18 protein-coding genes are annotated in these 17427 nt (G+C 40.2%); 2 read left to right on the forward strand and 16 right to left on the reverse strand.

The genetic code is table 11. From position 1 onward, the window contains the following. The first annotated feature begins 97 nt into the window (after nucleotides 1-97). Nucleotides 98-1087, forward strand: a complete 990-nt coding sequence (locus ACWPVZ_RS07370) for a lipoate--protein ligase (RefSeq protein WP_049545534.1) — start codon at nucleotides 98-100, stop codon at nucleotides 1085-1087. A gap of 267 nt (nucleotides 1088-1354) precedes the next feature. Further along, on the forward strand, nucleotides 1355-2425 hold the full coding sequence (gene xerS, locus ACWPVZ_RS07375; protein WP_060973277.1) for a tyrosine recombinase XerS: 1071 nt from the start codon (nucleotides 1355-1357) through the stop codon (nucleotides 2423-2425). A gap of 163 nt (nucleotides 2426-2588) precedes the next feature. Here the strand turns inward: xerS and ACWPVZ_RS07380 are convergent, their stop codons facing one another. The 16 genes from ACWPVZ_RS07380 to ACWPVZ_RS07455 form a co-directional block, all read right to left on the reverse strand. Further along, nucleotides 2589-5129, reverse strand: a complete 2541-nt coding sequence (locus tag ACWPVZ_RS07380) for a M1 family metallopeptidase (RefSeq protein ID WP_454381658.1) — start codon at nucleotides 5127-5129, stop codon at nucleotides 2589-2591. 133 nt (nucleotides 5130-5262) lie between these two features. Then, nucleotides 5263-5916, reverse strand: a complete 654-nt coding sequence (phoU, locus tag ACWPVZ_RS07385; protein WP_004182526.1) for a phosphate signaling complex protein PhoU — start codon at nucleotides 5914-5916, stop codon at nucleotides 5263-5265. A 28-nt stretch (nucleotides 5917-5944) separates the two neighbouring features. Next, on the reverse strand, nucleotides 5945-6703 hold the full coding sequence (gene pstB, locus ACWPVZ_RS07390; protein WP_368386430.1) for a phosphate ABC transporter ATP-binding protein PstB: 759 nt from the start codon (nucleotides 6701-6703) through the stop codon (nucleotides 5945-5947). 12 nt (nucleotides 6704-6715) lie between these two features. Continuing rightward, complete coding sequence (gene pstB / locus ACWPVZ_RS07395; RefSeq protein WP_002890957.1) at nucleotides 6716-7519, reverse strand: phosphate ABC transporter ATP-binding protein PstB; 804 nt, start codon at nucleotides 7517-7519, stop codon at nucleotides 6716-6718. A 10-nt stretch (nucleotides 7520-7529) separates the two neighbouring features. Further along, nucleotides 7530-8414 carry a phosphate ABC transporter permease PstA gene (pstA, locus tag ACWPVZ_RS07400; protein ID WP_195519872.1) on the reverse strand — a complete coding sequence of 295 codons (885 nt, stop codon included), beginning with the start codon at nucleotides 8412-8414 and terminating at the stop codon, nucleotides 7530-7532. Beyond that, complete coding sequence (gene pstC / locus ACWPVZ_RS07405) at nucleotides 8404-9318, reverse strand: phosphate ABC transporter permease subunit PstC (RefSeq protein ID WP_002890959.1); 915 nt, start codon at nucleotides 9316-9318, stop codon at nucleotides 8404-8406. Before pstC ends, pstA begins: the two co-directional genes overlap by 11 nt. A gap of 2 nt (nucleotides 9319-9320) precedes the next feature. Next, nucleotides 9321-10196, reverse strand: coding sequence for a phosphate ABC transporter substrate-binding protein PstS family protein (locus ACWPVZ_RS07410; protein ID WP_454381661.1), 876 nt, complete (start codon nucleotides 10194-10196; stop codon nucleotides 9321-9323). A gap of 125 nt (nucleotides 10197-10321) precedes the next feature. Next, nucleotides 10322-11632, reverse strand: a complete 1311-nt coding sequence (locus ACWPVZ_RS07415) for an RsmF rRNA methyltransferase first C-terminal domain-containing protein (protein WP_454381663.1) — start codon at nucleotides 11630-11632, stop codon at nucleotides 10322-10324. Nucleotides 11633-11712: 80 nt separating this feature from the next. Beyond that, nucleotides 11713-12480, reverse strand: a complete 768-nt coding sequence (locus tag ACWPVZ_RS07420; protein ID WP_073689717.1) for an inositol monophosphatase family protein — start codon at nucleotides 12478-12480, stop codon at nucleotides 11713-11715. Then, nucleotides 12470-12751, reverse strand: coding sequence for a UPF0223 family protein (locus ACWPVZ_RS07425; protein WP_004182521.1), 282 nt, complete (start codon nucleotides 12749-12751; stop codon nucleotides 12470-12472). The genes ACWPVZ_RS07420 and ACWPVZ_RS07425 overlap by 11 nt, the downstream gene beginning before the upstream one ends. Continuing rightward, on the reverse strand, nucleotides 12744-13157 hold the full coding sequence (locus ACWPVZ_RS07430; protein WP_002890965.1) for a Spx/MgsR family RNA polymerase-binding regulatory protein: 414 nt from the start codon (nucleotides 13155-13157) through the stop codon (nucleotides 12744-12746). Before ACWPVZ_RS07430 ends, ACWPVZ_RS07425 begins: the two co-directional genes overlap by 8 nt. A gap of 69 nt (nucleotides 13158-13226) precedes the next feature. Further along, entirely contained in the window at nucleotides 13227-14138 is a 912-nt protein-coding gene (locus ACWPVZ_RS07435) for a bifunctional riboflavin kinase/FAD synthetase (protein WP_454381666.1), read from the reverse strand. After that, a complete protein-coding gene (gene truB, locus ACWPVZ_RS07440) occupies nucleotides 14135-15016 on the reverse strand; it encodes a tRNA pseudouridine(55) synthase TruB (RefSeq protein ID WP_080610518.1) in 882 nt (293 codons plus the stop codon). The genes ACWPVZ_RS07435 and truB overlap by 4 nt, the downstream gene beginning before the upstream one ends. A gap of 119 nt (nucleotides 15017-15135) precedes the next feature. Further along, nucleotides 15136-16482 (reverse strand): DUF438 domain-containing protein, encoded by a 1347-nt coding sequence (locus tag ACWPVZ_RS07445; protein WP_454381669.1) that lies wholly within the window; start codon nucleotides 16480-16482, stop codon nucleotides 15136-15138. A gap of 1 nt (nucleotide 16483) precedes the next feature. After that, nucleotides 16484-16717 (reverse strand): DUF1858 domain-containing protein, encoded by a 234-nt coding sequence (locus ACWPVZ_RS07450; RefSeq protein WP_064524432.1) that lies wholly within the window; start codon nucleotides 16715-16717, stop codon nucleotides 16484-16486. 87 nt (nucleotides 16718-16804) lie between these two features. Continuing rightward, a complete protein-coding gene (locus ACWPVZ_RS07455) occupies nucleotides 16805-17425 on the reverse strand; it encodes a restriction endonuclease subunit S (protein WP_454381671.1) in 621 nt (206 codons plus the stop codon). Nucleotides 17426-17427 lie beyond the last annotated feature (2 nt).

Consider the following 17427-nt stretch of genomic DNA (forward strand, 5'->3'; position numbering starts at 1 on the left):
TATTATATCATGAAAATCCTTATACCTAAGGCGTCTTCGTGTACTTTGCCACCGTTTTCCTTTATAATATAAGTATCACATTATAAGAGGAGACCTCATGAAATACATCGTAAACACATCAAATGATCCTGCCTATAATATTGCTTTGGAAGCCTATGCTTTTCGTGAATTGGTGAATGAAGATGAATTGTTCATTCTTTGGATTAACCGTCCAGCTATCATTGTTGGTAAACACCAAAATACCATTCAAGAGATTAACAAAGAATATACAGATGCTCATGGTATCAAGGTTGTTCGCCGTTTATCTGGTGGTGGCGCTGTTTATCACGATTTGAATAATCTGAACTATACCATCATCTCTAATAAGGCGGATGAAGGTGCTTTTGACTTTAAGACTTTCTCTCAACCTGTAATCGCCACACTTGCTGATTTGGGAGTTAAGGCTGAATTTACTGGCCGAAATGACCTTGAAATCGATGGTAAAAAGTTCTGTGGAAATGCTCAAGCTTACTATAAAGGTCGTATGATGCACCATGGTTGCTTGCTTTTTGACGTTGATATGTCGGTTCTTGGTCAAGCCCTTAAAGTCAGCAAAGACAAAATCGAATCAAAAGGCGTTAAATCTGTACGTGCTCGTGTGACCAACATCGTCGACGAATTGCCAGAAAAAATCACTGTAAATGAATTCTCAGATAAAATCTTGGAAAAAATGAAAGAATTCTACCCAGAAATGACAGAATACGTCCTTTCTGAAAGCGAATTGGCTAAGATTCAGGATTCTTATGAGAAACAATTCAATACATGGGATTGGACTTACGGACAGTCACCAGAATACACAGTAGAACGTAATGTTCGTTACCCAGCCGGTAAGATTTCAACCTATGCCAATGTTGAAAATTCAATCATTAAATCTGTTAAGATTTACGGAGATTTCTTTGGTATCGGAGATGTATCAGATATTGAAGACTTGTTGGTTGGTGTACCTTACGAGTACGAAGATGTCTTGGCAAAACTTAAAACTATTGACACAACACATTATTTCTCACGTATGACAACCGAGGAGGTTGCAAAAGCTATCGTAGCTTAATCATTGTTTGAACAATCTGGAAAACTCTAGATTGTTTTTTCTTGGGAAAAATCTTTCAAAGTGAAATAACAATATAGATATTTTAGCATTGGTTCTGGAAGTCAGTATCTGATTGACCTAGTGTGGTATTTTATATATTCAGATAGTAAACCTATAAAGCCTCTAAGAGAAAACACCCTATAACATCTTTCCGAAAAACTGTAATTTTCTTGAAAGAAAGATAAGGGTGTGGTATACTTCTATTAAGTAATTTTGGAGAAAAAACAAATGAAACGTGAACTCTTACTCGAAAAAATTGAAGAATACAAATCTCTTATGCCCTGGTTTGTTTTGGAGTATTATCAGTCTAAACTATCGGTTCCATATTCTTTTACGACCTTATACGAATACCTTAAGGAATATAAACGCTTTTTTGACTGGCTGATTGACTCAGGTATTTCAGATGCTGATGATATTGCCTCAATTGACATCAAAACTCTTGAAAATCTAACTAAAAAAGATATGGAGTCGTTTGTCCTATATCTACGTGAGCGTCCATCTTTAAATACTTATTCCAAGAAACAGGGTGTCTCTCAAACGACCATTAATCGTACACTTTCAGCTCTATCTAGTCTCTATAAATATTTAACCGAGGAGGTCGAGGGACCTGATGGTGAGCCATATTTCTATCGTAACGTTATGAAAAAAGTTTCTACTAAGAAAAAGAAAGAAACTCTAGCTGCACGTGCTGAGAATATCAAACAGAAACTCTTTCTAGGTGATGAGACCATGGAATTCCTTGATTATGTCGAAAATGAATACGAAGTTAAGCTCTCAAATCGCGCTAAATCATCGTTTTATAAGAATAAAGAACGTGATCTAGCTATCATTGCCTTGCTGCTGGCTTCTGGTGTTCGACTCTCTGAAGCTGTTAATCTAGACCTTAAAGATATCAATCTTAAATTGATGGTCATTGATGTCACTCGAAAAGGAGGCAAACGGGACTCAGTTAATGTAGCAAGTTTTGCAAAACCTTATCTTGAGAATTATCTTAGTATACGTGATAAACGCTATAAGGCTGAAAAGAAAGATGTTGCCCTATTTTTAACAGAATATCGAGGTGTTCCAAACCGTATTGATGCTTCAAGTATCGAAAAAATGGTCGCCAAATATTCTCAGGATTTCAAGATACGTGTGACTCCCCATAAACTACGACATACTCTGGCAACACGTCTTTATGATGCTACCAAGTCTCAAGTTCTAGTTAGCCACCAACTTGGCCATGCTTCCACTCAGGTCACTGATCTTTATACTCATATCGTCAATGATGAGCAAAAAAATGCTCTAGATAATTTATAATTACCCTAGTCTAACCATTCCTATTCGGAGTGGTTATTTTATAGTTTACATAAATTTAATTATGCTAAAATCATTTTATGGCCATCCATAAACATAACTAAATTTATGTAAAATATTACACACAAAAAACAAACTCTCCTTCATGGAAAGCTTGTTTTACTTATTAATAATCTTTAAGGGCTGATTCAACCGCAGCTTTTTCTTTTTCAATCAAGTTTACTCGTGCGGCAATTGTCTTAATTCCCATCAAGATATTACGTTCTAAGGCTTTATCACTTGTTTGTGGCTCGAAGAAAGCAATATATTGATCAAGACGTTCTTGCGTTTTAAAGATTCCTGCTGGGATATTAACAAAGCTATCGAAGCTCATATCGCCACCTAGGGCTGCCTTAATCCAATCCCAGTTATCTTTCGCCCAGTTCCAAACGGTTTCTTGTGCAAATGATTTGTTGAGGAAATTCATATACCATAGGTACAAGTCTTGAGGTTTAACAACATGTTTGTCTTTAAGCTGACCTAGCACGTAGTCGAGACCTTCTTGGTTTTTAAGGTATGAAACTGCTTGAGTCAATTGACGACGGAAATTACTATCATTTGTTGTTACATATGCATTGACATAGTCTTCAACAAGAGTTAGACTGTCTTCTTGTTTCATTTGGTTAATGAGAACGAGACCACGGACACTTGCAGGGATGCTTTCAATGTTCTCTTTATGAGCTTGGAAAACACTTGCGGCCGCAAGGACTGCTGGTTGATAGTCTGCTTGAATCAAGTAGCTAAGAGCTGTTTGACGAACCATTTCGTCTTCATCTGATTCTCCATCTTTGGCATCAAAACCAAGACGCTCAAAGTCGTTTTGGTTTTGACGACGTACTAAAGCCTTGTAATGCACTTCTGCTTCTGTATCCTCATCGATAAAGCGTTTCAAACCAGCGAGGATTTGAGACTTAGCTTGAGCAATCAAGAAGCTTTCTTCTTTTTCGACAAGATCAAGAAGAGCGACTAGTCTTGCATATGAGATACGGCCACTTTCAGCAAGAAGGCGGCGTTCTTGCAAAATCTGAAGTTTACTTACAGTATCAAGGTTAGCAAATTCCTCTAAGAGTTGGTCCAAGAGTTCACCTTGATAATCTGTGATGTAATGTGCTGTATTTGCTGTATTAAGGCGAAGAGCTCCTTTATTTTCAGCAGCAAGCTGGTTATAATTTGGAATCTCAATACGCTCTTCTGAGAGTGTGTCTGGGAGCCCCTTCCAGTTTGTGTTCAATGGAATCTCCCAAAGACGACCTTTATCTTCATGTTCACCAATGAAGAATTGTTTTTGACTAAGAATGAGAGTGTCGTCAACTACTTCTGCACTAACAACAGGGTAACCTGGTTGCTCCAACCAAGTATCCATGAAACTAGAGACATCTTTACCAGAAGCATCAGAAAGGGCATTCCAGAGATCTCGTCCAATAGTGTTGTTGTACTGATGTTTTTCGAAGTAAGCTTTAAGTCCTTTAGCAAAGGCTTCGTCACCTAACCAACGGCGAAGCATATGCATGAGACGGCTACCTTTAGCATAAACGATAGCACTATCAAAGAGGGTATTAATCTCATCTGGGTGATTGACTTCCATGTGGACAGACTGAACACCGTCTGTAGCATCACGTTGGAGGGCATGAGGCACACCAGTTGTTTGGAAATCTTCAAAGATATTCCAGCTAGGCTCAATGGCATCTACTGAAACATACTCCATCATATTGGCAAAGCTTTCGTTAAGCCAGAGATCATCCCACCATTTCATTGTAACAAGGTTACCGAACCATTGGTGAGCCAATTCGTGGGCAACTACAAGGGCTACTTGTTGACGGCTTGCAGCTGAGCTATTTTCATCTACAAGAAGGTAAACTTCACGATAGGTAACAAGTCCCCAGTTTTCCATGGCACCTGCTGAGAAGTCAGGAAGTGCGAGATGGTATGACAATGGGATAGGATACTTGACTTGGAAGTAGTCTTCGTAGAAATCAATGACACGAACGGCAATATCAAGGGCAAAGTCAACGCTGTTTTCAGCTTGTGCAACTGTAGCGAAGACACCAACTTCAGTACCGTTTTGTGTTTTCGCTGTCTTACCTTGAAGAGCTCCAAAACCAAAGGCAAGGAGGTATGTAGACATACGAGGGGTTGTCTCAAAAGTCCAAACCCCAGTCTCTTCACGCAAATGGCTATTGATTTCAGGCATGTTTGACAAGGCTATATCGCCTTCTTCAGCATCAAATTTCAATGAGAAATCAAAAGTAGCTTTAGCTTCTGGTTCATCAACAGATGGGAAGGCTTCACGCGCAAAATGAGATTCAAACTGCGTTGAAATAATTTCTTTTTTCTCACCATTGTAGCTGTAATATGATGGGTAAATCCCTGTCATATTATCTGTAATACGACCAGAGAATTCAATGACAAGCGTCAAAACACCGGTCTCTGGAAGTTCAATATGGAAGGCTTCGTTAGCATCATCCATTTGGAAGCTTAACGATTCATTATCCAAGAGAACGGAACTAATGGTAAGGTCTTTTTGGTGAAGGGAGATATGGTTATCAAGGGCTTCACCTGTAATGGCAACATTCCCTGTAAAGGTCTTTTCAGAACGATTAATGTCCAAGAAAAGATTGTAATTTTCAGGGATGAAACTTTCGATAAAACGAGCAACAGATGCTGTCATACGTATATACTCCTAATCTAACTTTTCGCATCGAAACAGACTGACAAATGTTTCGATATTAGACTCTTTTACAAAAGAAAAGGGTCTGAATTATTCAATACAAACCCATTATAACATAGATTGGAAGCTTTGCCTACAGTTCAATGATTTTACCAGATTTGAGGTAGACAACCCACTCGCAGAGATTGCGGGCATAGTCACCGATACGTTCCAAATACATAAGTACTTGGAAATATTCTTTGGCAGCGAAGGCAGCATCTGGATTCTTACGAACACCTTCTACTGTCATGGCTTGAATATCACGGAAATAGTTATCAATGATTTCATCTGAAGCTGCGATTTCATAAGCGCGTCGTTCGTCACTGTTCAAGTAAACATCTAGAGCATCTTCGACCATGTGGCGGACTGCTTTCCCCATTTTCTTGATTTCAGCTTCAATTTCAGTTAGACGCTCTTCACCTTTAATGCGGATGGTTGCTTTAGCGATAGCAACGGCATGGTCACCCATACGCTCAACGTCGCTAGATGCTTTAAGTGCGGTGATAACTGTACGCAAATCACTTGATACAGGTTGCTGTAGAGCAATAATTTCAAGTGATTTTTTCTCAAGTTTGGTTTCGTAGTTATTGACGATTTCGTCATTTTCAATGACTTCCTTAGCCAAATCACGGTCATGGCTGATAAAGGCACGTACAGCTTTCTTAAGCTGAGCTGCAACCTCTGTACCCATAGCGTAAAATTGGTTGTGGAGTTTTTCTAATTCTTCTTCGAAGGGAGTTCGTAACATCATAATTTTTTTAGTAATCTGTCCTTTCTTAACCGAATTTACCGGTAATATAATCTTCAGTTTCTTTATGTTGTGGATTTAGGAACATGTCTTTCGTTGATGAATACTCGATGAGTTCTCCATCAACGAAAAAGGCTGTTCGTTGTGAGATACGACTTGCCTGCTGCATAGAACGAGTGACTAGCAACAAGGTGTATTGTTCTTTAAGGTTATAGAGGGTTTCCTCAATCTTACCAGCGGATATAGGGTCGAGGGCCGACGTTGGTTCGTCAAGAAGGATAACCTTTGGAGATGTGGCTAGTACTCGTGCAATACAGACACGTTGTTGTTGCCCTCCTGAAAGTCCAAGTGCTGAGTCATGGAGACGGTCTTTAACCTCTTCCCAGATTGAAGCACCCTTTAGTGATTCTTCTACTGCTTGATCAAGAACAGCCTTATCTTTGATACCATTGATACGAAGGCCATAAACCACGTTTTCATAGATTGACATTGGAAAAGGATTGGGTTGTTGGAAGACCATTCCGATTTCTTTACGGAGTTCAACGGTATCTGTTCGAGGACTGTAGACATTGTGACCGTTGTATGAAACAGCACCAGTAAGTGTCCATTCGGGATTTAAATCTCCCATTCGGTTGATAGAACGGAGCAGGGTTGATTTCCCGGATCCTGAAGGACCGATAAGGGCCGTGATTTCATTTGGATAGAAATCCATTGTCACATTATTGAGGGCTTTTTTCTTATTGAAATACACCGATAAATCATTAATTGAAATGATTGGTTCAGTCATAAGTGCTCCTTTCTATCCAAAGCGTCCTGATACATAGTCACTGGTTGACTGTAGGGCAGCATCTTGGAAGATTTTCTTGGTTTCATCATATTCGATAAGATCACCAAGGTAGAAGAATGCTGTATAATCACTAGCACGCGCTGCTTGTTGCATATTGTGCGTCACGATGATAATAGAGTAATCTTCCTTAAGTTCAAACATGGTCTCTTCGAGCTGCATAGTAGCTACAGGGTCCAATGAAGCTGCAGGTTCGTCCATGAGGAGAATCTGCGGTTTCACGGCAATAGCTCTTGCAATACAAAGACGTTGCTGCTGACCACCTGAAAGGGTAAAGGCAGATTTATGAAGGTCATCTTTAACTTGATCCCAAAGTCCAGCTTGCTTAAGTGATGTTTCAACAATCTCGTCCAAGGTTTGCTTATCTCTTACACCTTTACGTTCGTGAGCAAAGGTGATATTTCTGTAAATAGACTTGGCGAATGGATTTGGACGTTGGAAAACCATTCCAATATGTTTACGCATTTCATAAACATTGATATTACTTGCGTTAACATCGACTCCTTGATAAAGGATTTGTCCAGTAACCTTAGCAATATCAATCGTATCATTCATACGGTTTAGACTACGAAGAAAAGTTGATTTACCGCATCCTGAAGGCCCAATAAGAGCTGTGATTTTATTTTTCTCGAATTGCATGTCAATGCCTTTGATGGCTTCTTTTTGACCATAGTAGACATGCAAGTCCTTTGTTTCAAGAGCGAGCTCCTTCTCTGGGAAGGTGATAATATGACGCTCGTCCCAATTATATTTTGTCATAATAACTCCTTTAAGCGGATGTTAATTTCTTATGGAGGTAAGCTCCCAAACGACGTGCACCAAAGTTGAAAATCAGAATGAAAATCAAGAGCACTGCTGCTGAACCAGCAGATACTGCAGTGGCGTCAGGTGTCGTACCTTCTGAGTTGACCTTCCAGATGTGAACAGCAAGTGTCTCTGCTTGGCGGAAAATCGAAATTGGACTAGAGATGCTAAGCGGATTCCAGTCGCTCCAGTTAAGTGCTGGTGCAGATTGACCTGCTGTATAGATTAGCGCTGCTGCTTCTCCGAAAATACGACCAGAAGCAAGAACGATACCAGTAACAATACCAGGTAAGGCTTCTGGAACAACAACGTGACAGATAGTTTCCCATCGAGACAAACCTAGAGCTAGGCCAGCTTCACGTTGGGTATGGTGAACGGTTCTTAAGCTATCTTCCACCGTACGAGTCATTTGTGGCAAGTTAAAGACAGTTAAGGCCAAGGCACCTGATAGGATTGAAAATCCATACTGAAATTGAACAACGAAAATTAAATAACCGAAGAGTCCGACCACCACTGAAGGTAGTGAAGATAGGATTTCAATACAGGTACGGACAAAGTTGGTAAGTCGTCCTTTTTTAGCATATTCTGATAAGAAGATGCCAGCTCCCATTGAAAGAGGCACAGAAATAATCAAAGTAATAACCAATAGGAAGAATGAGTTGTAGAGTTGAACCCCAATTCCTCCACCAGCTTTGTAGGATGATGATCGACTAGTCAAGAAAGACCAGCTGATGTGTGGTATCCCGCGAACCAAGATATAGAGAATCAAGGCTGCCAGGATTGTTACAATAATGCCAGCAATCGCATAAAGCGTGCTGATGGCAATTTTATCAATTTTTTTAGCGTTCATAATTTCTCTTTCTCTCACGGGTAATGAATTTCACCAGCATATTGAAACCAAGACTCATCAATAAGAGCACCAAGGCGAGAGACCAAAGGACATTGTTTGAAACAGTACCCATGACTGTATTCCCGATTCCCATAGTCAAGACGGATGTCAATGTTGCTGCTGGTGTCGTTAAAGAAGTTGGAATCACGGCGGAATTTCCGACAACCATTTGGATGGCCAGGGCCTCACCAAAGGCACGGGCCATACCAAAGATAACAGCCGTGAAAATACCTGGTTTAGCTGCATTAAGTGTCACACGCCAAATCGTTTGCCAGCGTGTAGCTCCCATGGCCAGACTAGCTTCACGATAGTGACGAGGCACTGCACGAAGCGTATCTGTTGTCATAAAGGTTACGGTTGGTAGAATCATGACGAACAAGACAAAGGTACCTGAAAGAATACCAAAACCTGTTCCACCAAAAATTAAGCGAACAAATGGAACCACGACTTGGAGACCAATAAATCCATAAACAACGGATGGAATCCCGACCAAAAGTTCAATAGCGGGTTGTAGGAATTTAGCCCCTTTAGGAGAAATCTCAGTCATAAAGATGGCTGCTCCAATGGCAAATGGGGTTGCAACCAAGGCTGAAAGCAAAGTCACTACGAATGATCCCAAAATCATAGGTAGAGCCCCGAATTTACCTTCAGATGGTGACCAATCACCACTAAAGAGAAACTCGACCAAGCTCACTTTATTGACAAAGAAAGTCGCCAGCCCTTTTTGAGCAACGAAAAGTAAAATCATCGCCACGATGAAAACAATCAAGGCCAGGCAAAGGAAAGTGATTGTTTTACCAAACTTCTCGAGGCGTGAATTTTTAGAGGGTGATGTTAATTGTTTCACCAATTCTTCATTTTTCATGCTTACTCCTCACTCTTCTTTGAGACTTTACCATCAGCATCCTTGGTAACTTTCATGCTATGGATGGAAATGTAACCCATTTTTGCGACGACGTTTTCTTGAACTTCGTCACTCATCATGTAATCTAAGAATTGTTTGGTATAGCTATCCGGTTTTCCCTTGGTATACATATGTTCGTAGGACCAAATCGGCCAATCGTTAGTTGCAACATTTTCAGCTTTAGGTTCAAATCCATTTAACTTTAATGTTTTAACAGAATCATCAAGGTAAGCAAATGATAGGTATGAAATAGCACCTGGTGTCTGTGCAACGATTGACTTAACCATACCGTTAGAATCTTGCTCTTGGGTACGGATTGGTGATTTACCATCCATAATCACTGCATCGAAAGTTGCGCGTGATCCTGAGCTAGCTGCACGGTTAATAATAGTAATCTCTAGGTCTTTACCACCAAGCTGTTTCCAGTTTGTGATTTCACCAGTGAAAATCTTACGCAGTTGTTCTGTTGTCAAGTTATCTACAGAGACTTCTTTGTTTGTAATAACTGCAATCCCAGCAACGGCAACTTGAAAGTCAACAAGCTTACTAGCATCAATTCCCGATTTTTCCTCGGCAAAAAGGTCACTGTTACCAATTTGAACGGCACCGGATTGTACTTGAGAAAGTCCAGTACCAGAACCGCCCCCCTGAACGTTAACGATATTGTCAGGGTTCTTTTCAGTGAACCCATCTGCTGCCGCCTCCACTAAAGGTTGAAGGGCCGTAGAACCAACTGCTGTAATGGACTGGCCACGGTCAATCCAAGAGGCACAGCCAGTTAAAACCAGCATGGCCATTGCCAGTGACAGAATCACTGCAAGGACTTTTGTTTTTTTCATTTTTGTCCTCCGACATTTTGTAACATAAGTAAGAAAGTGTCTCATAGATATGCTGTTAAAAGACACCTATCTAATTATAACAAGTATAGGATAACTAAGTCATATTAAAGTTTGGTTACAGGTTCTTAAATGTGAAATCTTAATCCTTTAGGATAGTAGTTTTTAACCGTATTTCCAACAACTTTAGCAAACCCAAAACCATTGCCGTCCACTAAAAGCTGATACCAACCGTTAGGATATGTTTGATCTAGAGTAACCACATTACCAGAAACGTATTGGGCAAACTGGTCTTGACTTAGCTCTATACTTGAAACAACTTCATCAGATGTTAAAGCAATTCCAAGAGCAAAACTTGGTTCGAAACGTTTTTTCTTGAAGACACCAAGATGCAAACCGTTACGAGCGATTTTAACTTTAGAAAGGTCTGGGAGCCCTTTTGGAAGCAGGTAGAGATTGTCCCCAAAACCTTGCAGTAAACCATCCAGTCTTGTTTTAAGGTGTTTTTTTGCAAAATCTTCCCAAAGTTGCTTCTGCTCCTTGTTTAGGTTAGATTTTCCCTCTTTGATACGTGTTTGCTCAGGTACGCGCTTATCCTGGAATTTTGCCACAAACTGGCCTTCACCTTTGAAATGGTGTGGATACATTCGAGCTGTTTCTGGAAAATCAATTCCATCACTCATGCCATTCAATTTAGGGATTGCCACCAATTCAAGATCAGGATTATTTTCTAAAATCCAAGCAACAACACCTTCATTTTCCTCAGGAGACCAGGTGCAGGTTGAGTAGATCAATTGTCCACCAGGAGCGAGCATTTTCAAACCGTCTGATAAGATGTCCTTCTGTAATTGTGCCAGTTCATTAGGATACTCCTTATGCCAATATTGGATTGCATCAGGATCCTTACGAAACATTCCTTCTCCAGAACATGGTCCATCAAAGACAATCGTATCAAAATAATTTTTGAAAACTTTGGCTAGTTTATCAGCTGACGTGTTTGTCACAATAACATTTCTCGCTCCAAAACGCTCAATGTTTTCAACCAGAATTTTGCTACGCTTTGGATTGATTTCATTACTGACCAGCAGTCCTGTATTATCTAGGTAACTAAGAAGATGAGTAGACTTTCCGCCTGGAGCAGCTGCCAAGTCTAAGACACGACTTCCCTTGGATGGAGCTGCCACTTGAGCAACCATTTGAGCAGCTGGTTCCTGAGAATAAACTAAACCAGTTGCATGGTCGGCAGATTTTCCGGAGATTTTACCGTAATGGCCCCAAGGTGTTTCAGGGATAGCATCAGGAAAGTCCTTCTGTTGCTTTTTCAAAGGGTTGGTACGGTAGGCGGATACGGCTTCTTGATCAAAAGATGCAAAGAAGTCCTCAGCTTCATCTCTAAGGAGGTTATTATATTTTTCTATAAAGTCTGATGGAAATTGCATAGTTTCCTTTCTATCAAAAAACTGGACTAACCAAGAGAACTTGCTGTTCTGATTTGTCCAGTATGGTTTTATGTTTCAAATTAATTTTCTGAGCCCATAATATGCTTGATTTCTTCAAGTCTGTCTTTAGGGACAAGCATCACAGCTTGACGACTAGAATAATCTAGTGGTTCTCCAGTAATGGTCTCAAGGTGATAACCCAATTTTTCTCCCATAATACTTGCTGCGGCATAGTCCCATGGGTAAATAACTGAAAAGTAAGCTAAAATTTGACCAGATAGGACTTTTGACATGCTTAAACCAGCACCACCGTAGACACGAACACCCAAGGTCTTATCAATAAGGTCTTTTAAGCCGTGAAAATTTTTAGCATACATAGCTCCATTGCTAGCGACTAGGCAACGGTCTAAAGGTCGGTTTTTATATGCTGGAAGCAACTTGTCATTACAATACACATCAAACTGGCCACCACCATAGAAAAGTTGATCAGCCATGACGTTATAAATGAGGCCAAATTTTCCTTGCCCCTCTTCATAGTAGGCAATCATAACACAAAAATTATCTTGTTGGACAATAAAATTGACCGTTCCATCAATAGGATCCAAGACCCAGACATTTCCATCTTTGATATTATGAACCAAGCCATTTTCTTCAGCGAAAATATTGTCTGAAGGGAAGGAGGATTTAATACGTGCCACGAGTAAATCTTGTGTTTGTTTGTCAATATTAGTTACTAAATCATCAAAAGCCGTCTTTTCTTCGACCGTGATAGTTTTACTTAAACTTTCTTTAATAAAAGCACCGGCTTCTTTGATGATTTCTTTGGCGAAAATCAGTTTATTTTCCAAGTGATACAAATCCTTTATCTTTTGCTTTAGCAGCTTTGACAGCTTGATAGGTTGAAAAACCGCTAGCTTCTTCAAAGGCCTTGTCTAGTTGTTTTTCAGGCGCTTTGCCTGGAACAACGGTTTTGAATGCCTTATAGGCTTGCAAGAGTTGGTCACGGTCAACCTTGCTCTCGTATGCTTTTTCTACCTGACTCAAAAAATGAAGCACTGTGGTAATTTCCTCAGTGCTCCATGATGGATCGAGTGGGTAGGAATAATTTCCTTTAGTCATTGTTACCCTCAATTTCAGCTCGAATGGTCGCTTGGCGTAATTCTTGCTTTCTATAATCACGAGGCAAAAAGGCACGAATTTCATCTTCGTTGAAACCAATTTGCATGCGTTTGGTGTCCATAATGATAGGTCGACGAAGAAGATTTGGGTATTCAGAAATCAATTGAATGAGTTCCTTGATGGTCAAATCATCCACATCGATATTCAGCTTCTGAAAGACTTTTGAACGAGTTGAAATGATATCTTCAGTACCATTTTCCGTGTAAGACAAAATCTTCATTAACTCATCGTGAGTTAATGGGCTCGTGATAATATTGTGTTCGTCAAAAGCAACTTCATGATTGGTCAACCAGGCTCGTGCTTTCCTACAGCTGGTGCAGCTAGGTGATAAAAATAAAGTTACCACGCAAACACCCCTTTCACTTTAACATTCCTAATCATTATACATTATTTGATTAGTTTTGGCTACGCTTTCTTAAAATTTTTCCGCGATTTTTTTATCAGCCTCCAGTTGAGCACATAGTTCATCGATATTATTGAACTTAATCATATCACGGATATAATCCAGCCAAAAAACTTCAATTGTCTTTCCATAAATATCGCCTTCAAAATCAAAGATATTGGCTTCAAGACGGAGTTCTGTCCCCCCAAAGGTAACGTTTTTTCCTAGGCTAGTCATGGAACGATAACGTTTGCCATCAATTACAACATCGGCGACGTAGACACCATCAGCTGGTAGAAAAGTCCTATCAATAGGTGCTAAATTTGCTGTTGGAAAACCAATGGTACGTCCACGGGCATCACCATGCACCACGATGCCACGTGTAGAGAATTCATGGCCAAGGAGTTTATTGGCTTCTTTAACCTTGCCTTCTCGTATTAATTGACGCACACGTGTTGACGAAATCTTTTCACCATCGCTTTGTTGCTCCTCAATGACATGAACATTACCAGAAAAATTACGGGCTAGGTAGTCCGCATCTGTTCGATGATGTCCAAATTTGTAATCAAAGCCCACAACAACCTCTTGGGCTTTTAGACGTTTAATATAACGAGCAATGAAATCGTCTGAACTTGTTCGGGCAAAATCACTATTGAAATCTGTTAAGTAAAGCTGATCTGTTCCATAGGCTTCAAAAAGATCACAGCGTCTCTTGGGTGCTGTGATATGAAGGAGGAGATCATCCGTATACCGTTGAAAAGTCAGTTGAGGACTTTCATTAAAGGTAAGAACAGCTACTTCAAGCTGTTTGTCGTCAGCAATCTGGCGCGCCTTATCAAAAAGGACCTTATGACCACGATGAAGCGCATCGAAATAGCCTAAGACAAGGACTGTATCCTTTTCCTGATGGATATCTTTATAATCGTTAATAGAAGTTATTTTCATTGACTTAATACTTTTCTAGGTTTATAAACTTGATTTCGCTTTTCCATGATGGCTAGAACTTTGTCTCCTAAAAAGGCCGCAACTAAGGGTTCTTGGCTATCAATAGCAATAAAGCGACCAAATGAGATTTCTTTAGCATCATCTTCAGTGACTTGTACTGCTGGCAAATCCTGAACACCGAATTCGATGGGAAGGAGGAAGGACGTATCCCCTGCTTCTACCATTTCTGAAATTTGAGAGAGAGTTAGTGCCTTATCTAAGGTTAGACCAGCTGAGGCTGTTCGACGAAGAGCAGACATATGACTCGCGTAGCCGAGCTTAGCACCCAAATCGACAGATAAGGTACGGACATAAGTTCCCTTGCTACAAGCAACACGGAAGGTGAATCTCGCAGTGTCGTTTTCTAGCTCGATGGGTGAGGTACGGACAAATTCGGTAATGGTCACTTGACGTTGTGGACGTTCTACTTCTTCTCCAGCGCGTGCGTACTCATAAAGTTTCTTTCCGTTGACCTTAACTGCTGAGTACATAGGAGGAATTTGTGTGATTTCTCCCTCAAAGCTAGCCATTGCTTTGTCAACGGTGGCTTCATCTAGCTCAGTTACTGGGGTAGTTTGGACGATTTCTCCACCAGCATCCTCGGTAGTTGTCGAAAAGCCAATGGTAATTTCTCCCTCGTAGACCTTCCCTGCTTCAGTCATGTATTCAATGACACGAGTCGCTTTTCCAACTGCTATAGGTAGGACACCAGTAACATCTGGATCAAGGGTACCACCATGTCCAATTTTTTTCTCTTGTAATATTTTGCGTAGTTTAAATACAGCATCATGACTGGTCATTCCAGCCTCTTTTTTTAGATTAATAATTCCTGAAATCATACTTTTAATTATATCAAAAGCAATCCTAAAGAGCTAGGTAGAAACATAAAGAGGCAGAGAGCAAAGTCTCTAACCTCTTACGGATTATAGTCATAAGCAATCGCAAGACTGCTAGCTTTTTAATCAATATCTCTTTTTAGATCGCTTTCTAGTTCAAAGAAGGGTTGAATATCTTGCACATACTCTAGGACACCTTGAAAGTCTCCCTGGTCATCCCTGACAGCTGCATAGGTAACATAGACGAATTTTCCTAAACGTTCAGATTTGAACCACATTGGAACTTGGTCACGCTCACCACTCCTTAGTAATTCAAAAATTTTCTTGACCTTATCAAGTACTTTTGGCGGATGACAAAGTTCAACGTTTCGTCCAATTTGGCTAGGTGTTCGTTTAAAAACCATTTCATTGGCAGGAACATTATCATTATAGTATTGGAAAATATCGTCTTTATTGACGAAAGTAATTTCCAAAGGGAGATGATTTAGAATAAGATTGGCCTGCTCCACAGAAAGATAACCATTGCCAAAAGGTTGCGTTGTTTCTCTATCTACGACAGTTTCAGTTTTTGGTTTTGGGGTGAAGCTGATGGTGAACTGCCCTTCGGGAGTGTCAATAATTCGGGTATTGTCCAGACGTTCGTCACTACTTAGTTCAGATTGTTCTTGCGATGTATCAGCATTTACCTCCTCAAAACGTTCACGCTTAGGTTTCCAGACTGCTGTAGGTTTTATTATTGCATAGCCATAGGCATCGCTTTCTTCGGCAATCGAAAGCCAATCGTCTTGCGTGAAGGTTTCAAGCAGAATCATAAGTAAGATAGCCTCTTCTTTGAAAATCATGGCTTCAAACTCTTCTGAGAATGCTTCGAAAGACTTTGAAAATTCTTCTAAATCAGCACCTGGAAGTTCTTTTAGTTTAGCTTCTGCCGCTCTAAAAAGTTTTCGGATGTCATCGTCTACTCCCCACATCACTTTTGGAGGGGAGTCATGGCCGTAACGCTCCATTATTGGAAAGAAAAGCTTTTCTTTACGCGTATAATGATTATGGAATTGACCAAGTAGAGTCATCTGATGCTTAAGTCCATTGAACAGGTCAGATTTAAAATCTTCATTTTCAGGCTTACTAATATTTTCTATGATACGTCGGATACGGAGAATAGCTGAACGTAGGGCTAAATTCTCTTGTTTAAACACATAAACAGGGTGGCCCTCTTGATCAGCGTCTGCCACTTCCACATCTGCAATAGCACCTTTAAAGAGGTTTGCGTGGACATTACAGAGACTCATTACGTCTTCAAAGGTAACCCCATCTTCTGATGACATCAATTCATGCTCCATCATAGAGATTTCGAGGGCAGATACTCCCTTGAAGTGTTGATTGAAGCGCTCTTGAACACTCTCAGGACTGGCTCCATGGTGCAAATCTAGTAGAATTTCTTTGAGTATTTGAATACGATTATCTTCCATATTAGTCACCAATTACGTCATAACCGTTGAAAATTAAGGTTTGCTTGATTTTATCTAGGGGAATATTAGCTAACTTAGAGCCAGCTTTTAGACTAGTCACCTTACCGACAGTATTTAGCATAGCTGGGTTAGACAAGGGCTTGAAACCGAGATCAATCAGTAATTCCTTAACCTCTGGATGCTCTTTAATGATTGTTGCAACAGGTTGTGATAAATCTATAGTGTTGGTAGTCATAATGACCTCCTAATAACATATTTACTACTTCCATTATACACGAGAATAATGAAAAAAAAACCAACAAATCTTAGTTTGCTGGCTTTGTTAATTCGCAAATAGGGCTTCTGTAACATTATGCTTGATATTTTCCCACTCCTGCTCTGCCCTCACCATCTTACGGTGATAATCAGCACGCCCACGCAAGTAGGCAGCAATTTGATAATCTTGCTTCACAATTGGTATCTCAGGAATTTTGATATCCAAGAGGTCAGCTGTCGACAAATTTAGGACAGCCTTTCCCTTATCAGCATAGTCTAAATAGGCACGACCAATCTCTGTCTCAAGGAAAAACTTGATGTAGAAACCACGGAGTTTTTCCTTAGGTCGTAATACTGTGATATTTGATGAGGCGACAACTTCACGCTTGCCCTGATCCTCGAAAACAGCAACTTTCTGAACCGTTCCCTTAGAAGCAATAAGGACATCACCGTCTTCTAAAAGAAAACGTAATAATTTCCGACGTTCCTCAGAAAACGTTTTAAGGTCATCGTAGGCAATACCGTTGGGTGTCATATCTGATAGATTAATGACAGCGAATTCGCCAGGTTCTGCCTTAGCAGGGACAGCTTTTCCTTTAAATTGATCGACAACATCGCCTAAACGAACAAGTTTGTCTGTATTAGCTTCGTAATCGATAATCAGTTGAGGTCTTTCTTTTTCAGACATTG

This window comes from Streptococcus sp. Marseille-Q6379 (genome assembly GCF_965119505.1).

Bases quoted from the DNA above. Each gene is read 5' to 3' on its own strand.
- ACWPVZ_RS07445 (WP_454381669.1), bottom strand. From the start codon at position 16,482: ATGGAAGATAATCGTATTCAAATACTCAAAGAAATTCTACTAGATTTG.
- truB (WP_080610518.1), bottom strand. From the start codon at position 15,016: ATGATTTCAGGAATTATTAATCTAAAAAAAGAGGCTGGAATGACCAGT.
- pstA (WP_195519872.1), bottom strand. From the start codon at position 8,414: ATGAACGCTAAAAAAATTGATAAAATTGCCATCAGCACGCTTTATGCG.
- pstB (WP_002890957.1), bottom strand. From the start codon at position 7,519: ATGACAAAATATAATTGGGACGAGCGTCATATTATCACCTTCCCAGAG.
- xerS (WP_060973277.1), top strand. From the start codon at position 1,355: ATGAAACGTGAACTCTTACTCGAAAAAATTGAAGAATACAAATCTCTT.
- phoU (WP_004182526.1), bottom strand. From the start codon at position 5,916: ATGTTACGAACTCCCTTCGAAGAAGAATTAGAAAAACTCCACAACCAA.
- ACWPVZ_RS07410 (WP_454381661.1), bottom strand. From the start codon at position 10,196: ATGAAAAAAACAAAAGTCCTTGCAGTGATTCTGTCACTGGCAATGGCC.
- ACWPVZ_RS07435 (WP_454381666.1), bottom strand. From the start codon at position 14,138: ATGAAAATAACTTCTATTAACGATTATAAAGATATCCATCAGGAAAAG.
- ACWPVZ_RS07450 (WP_064524432.1), bottom strand. From the start codon at position 16,717: ATGACTACCAACACTATAGATTTATCACAACCTGTTGCAACAATCATT.
- pstC (WP_002890959.1), bottom strand. From the start codon at position 9,318: ATGAAAAATGAAGAATTGGTGAAACAATTAACATCACCCTCTAAAAAT.
- ACWPVZ_RS07415 (WP_454381663.1), bottom strand. From the start codon at position 11,632: ATGCAATTTCCATCAGACTTTATAGAAAAATATAATAACCTCCTTAGA.
- ACWPVZ_RS07455 (WP_454381671.1), bottom strand. From the start codon at position 17,425: ATGTCTGAAAAAGAAAGACCTCAACTGATTATCGATTACGAAGCTAAT.
- ACWPVZ_RS07425 (WP_004182521.1), bottom strand. From the start codon at position 12,751: ATGACTAAAGGAAATTATTCCTACCCACTCGATCCATCATGGAGCACT.
- ACWPVZ_RS07370 (WP_049545534.1), top strand. From the start codon at position 98: ATGAAATACATCGTAAACACATCAAATGATCCTGCCTATAATATTGCT.
- ACWPVZ_RS07380 (WP_454381658.1), bottom strand. From the start codon at position 5,129: ATGACAGCATCTGTTGCTCGTTTTATCGAAAGTTTCATCCCTGAAAAT.
- pstB (WP_368386430.1), bottom strand. From the start codon at position 6,703: ATGACTGAACCAATCATTTCAATTAATGATTTATCGGTGTATTTCAAT.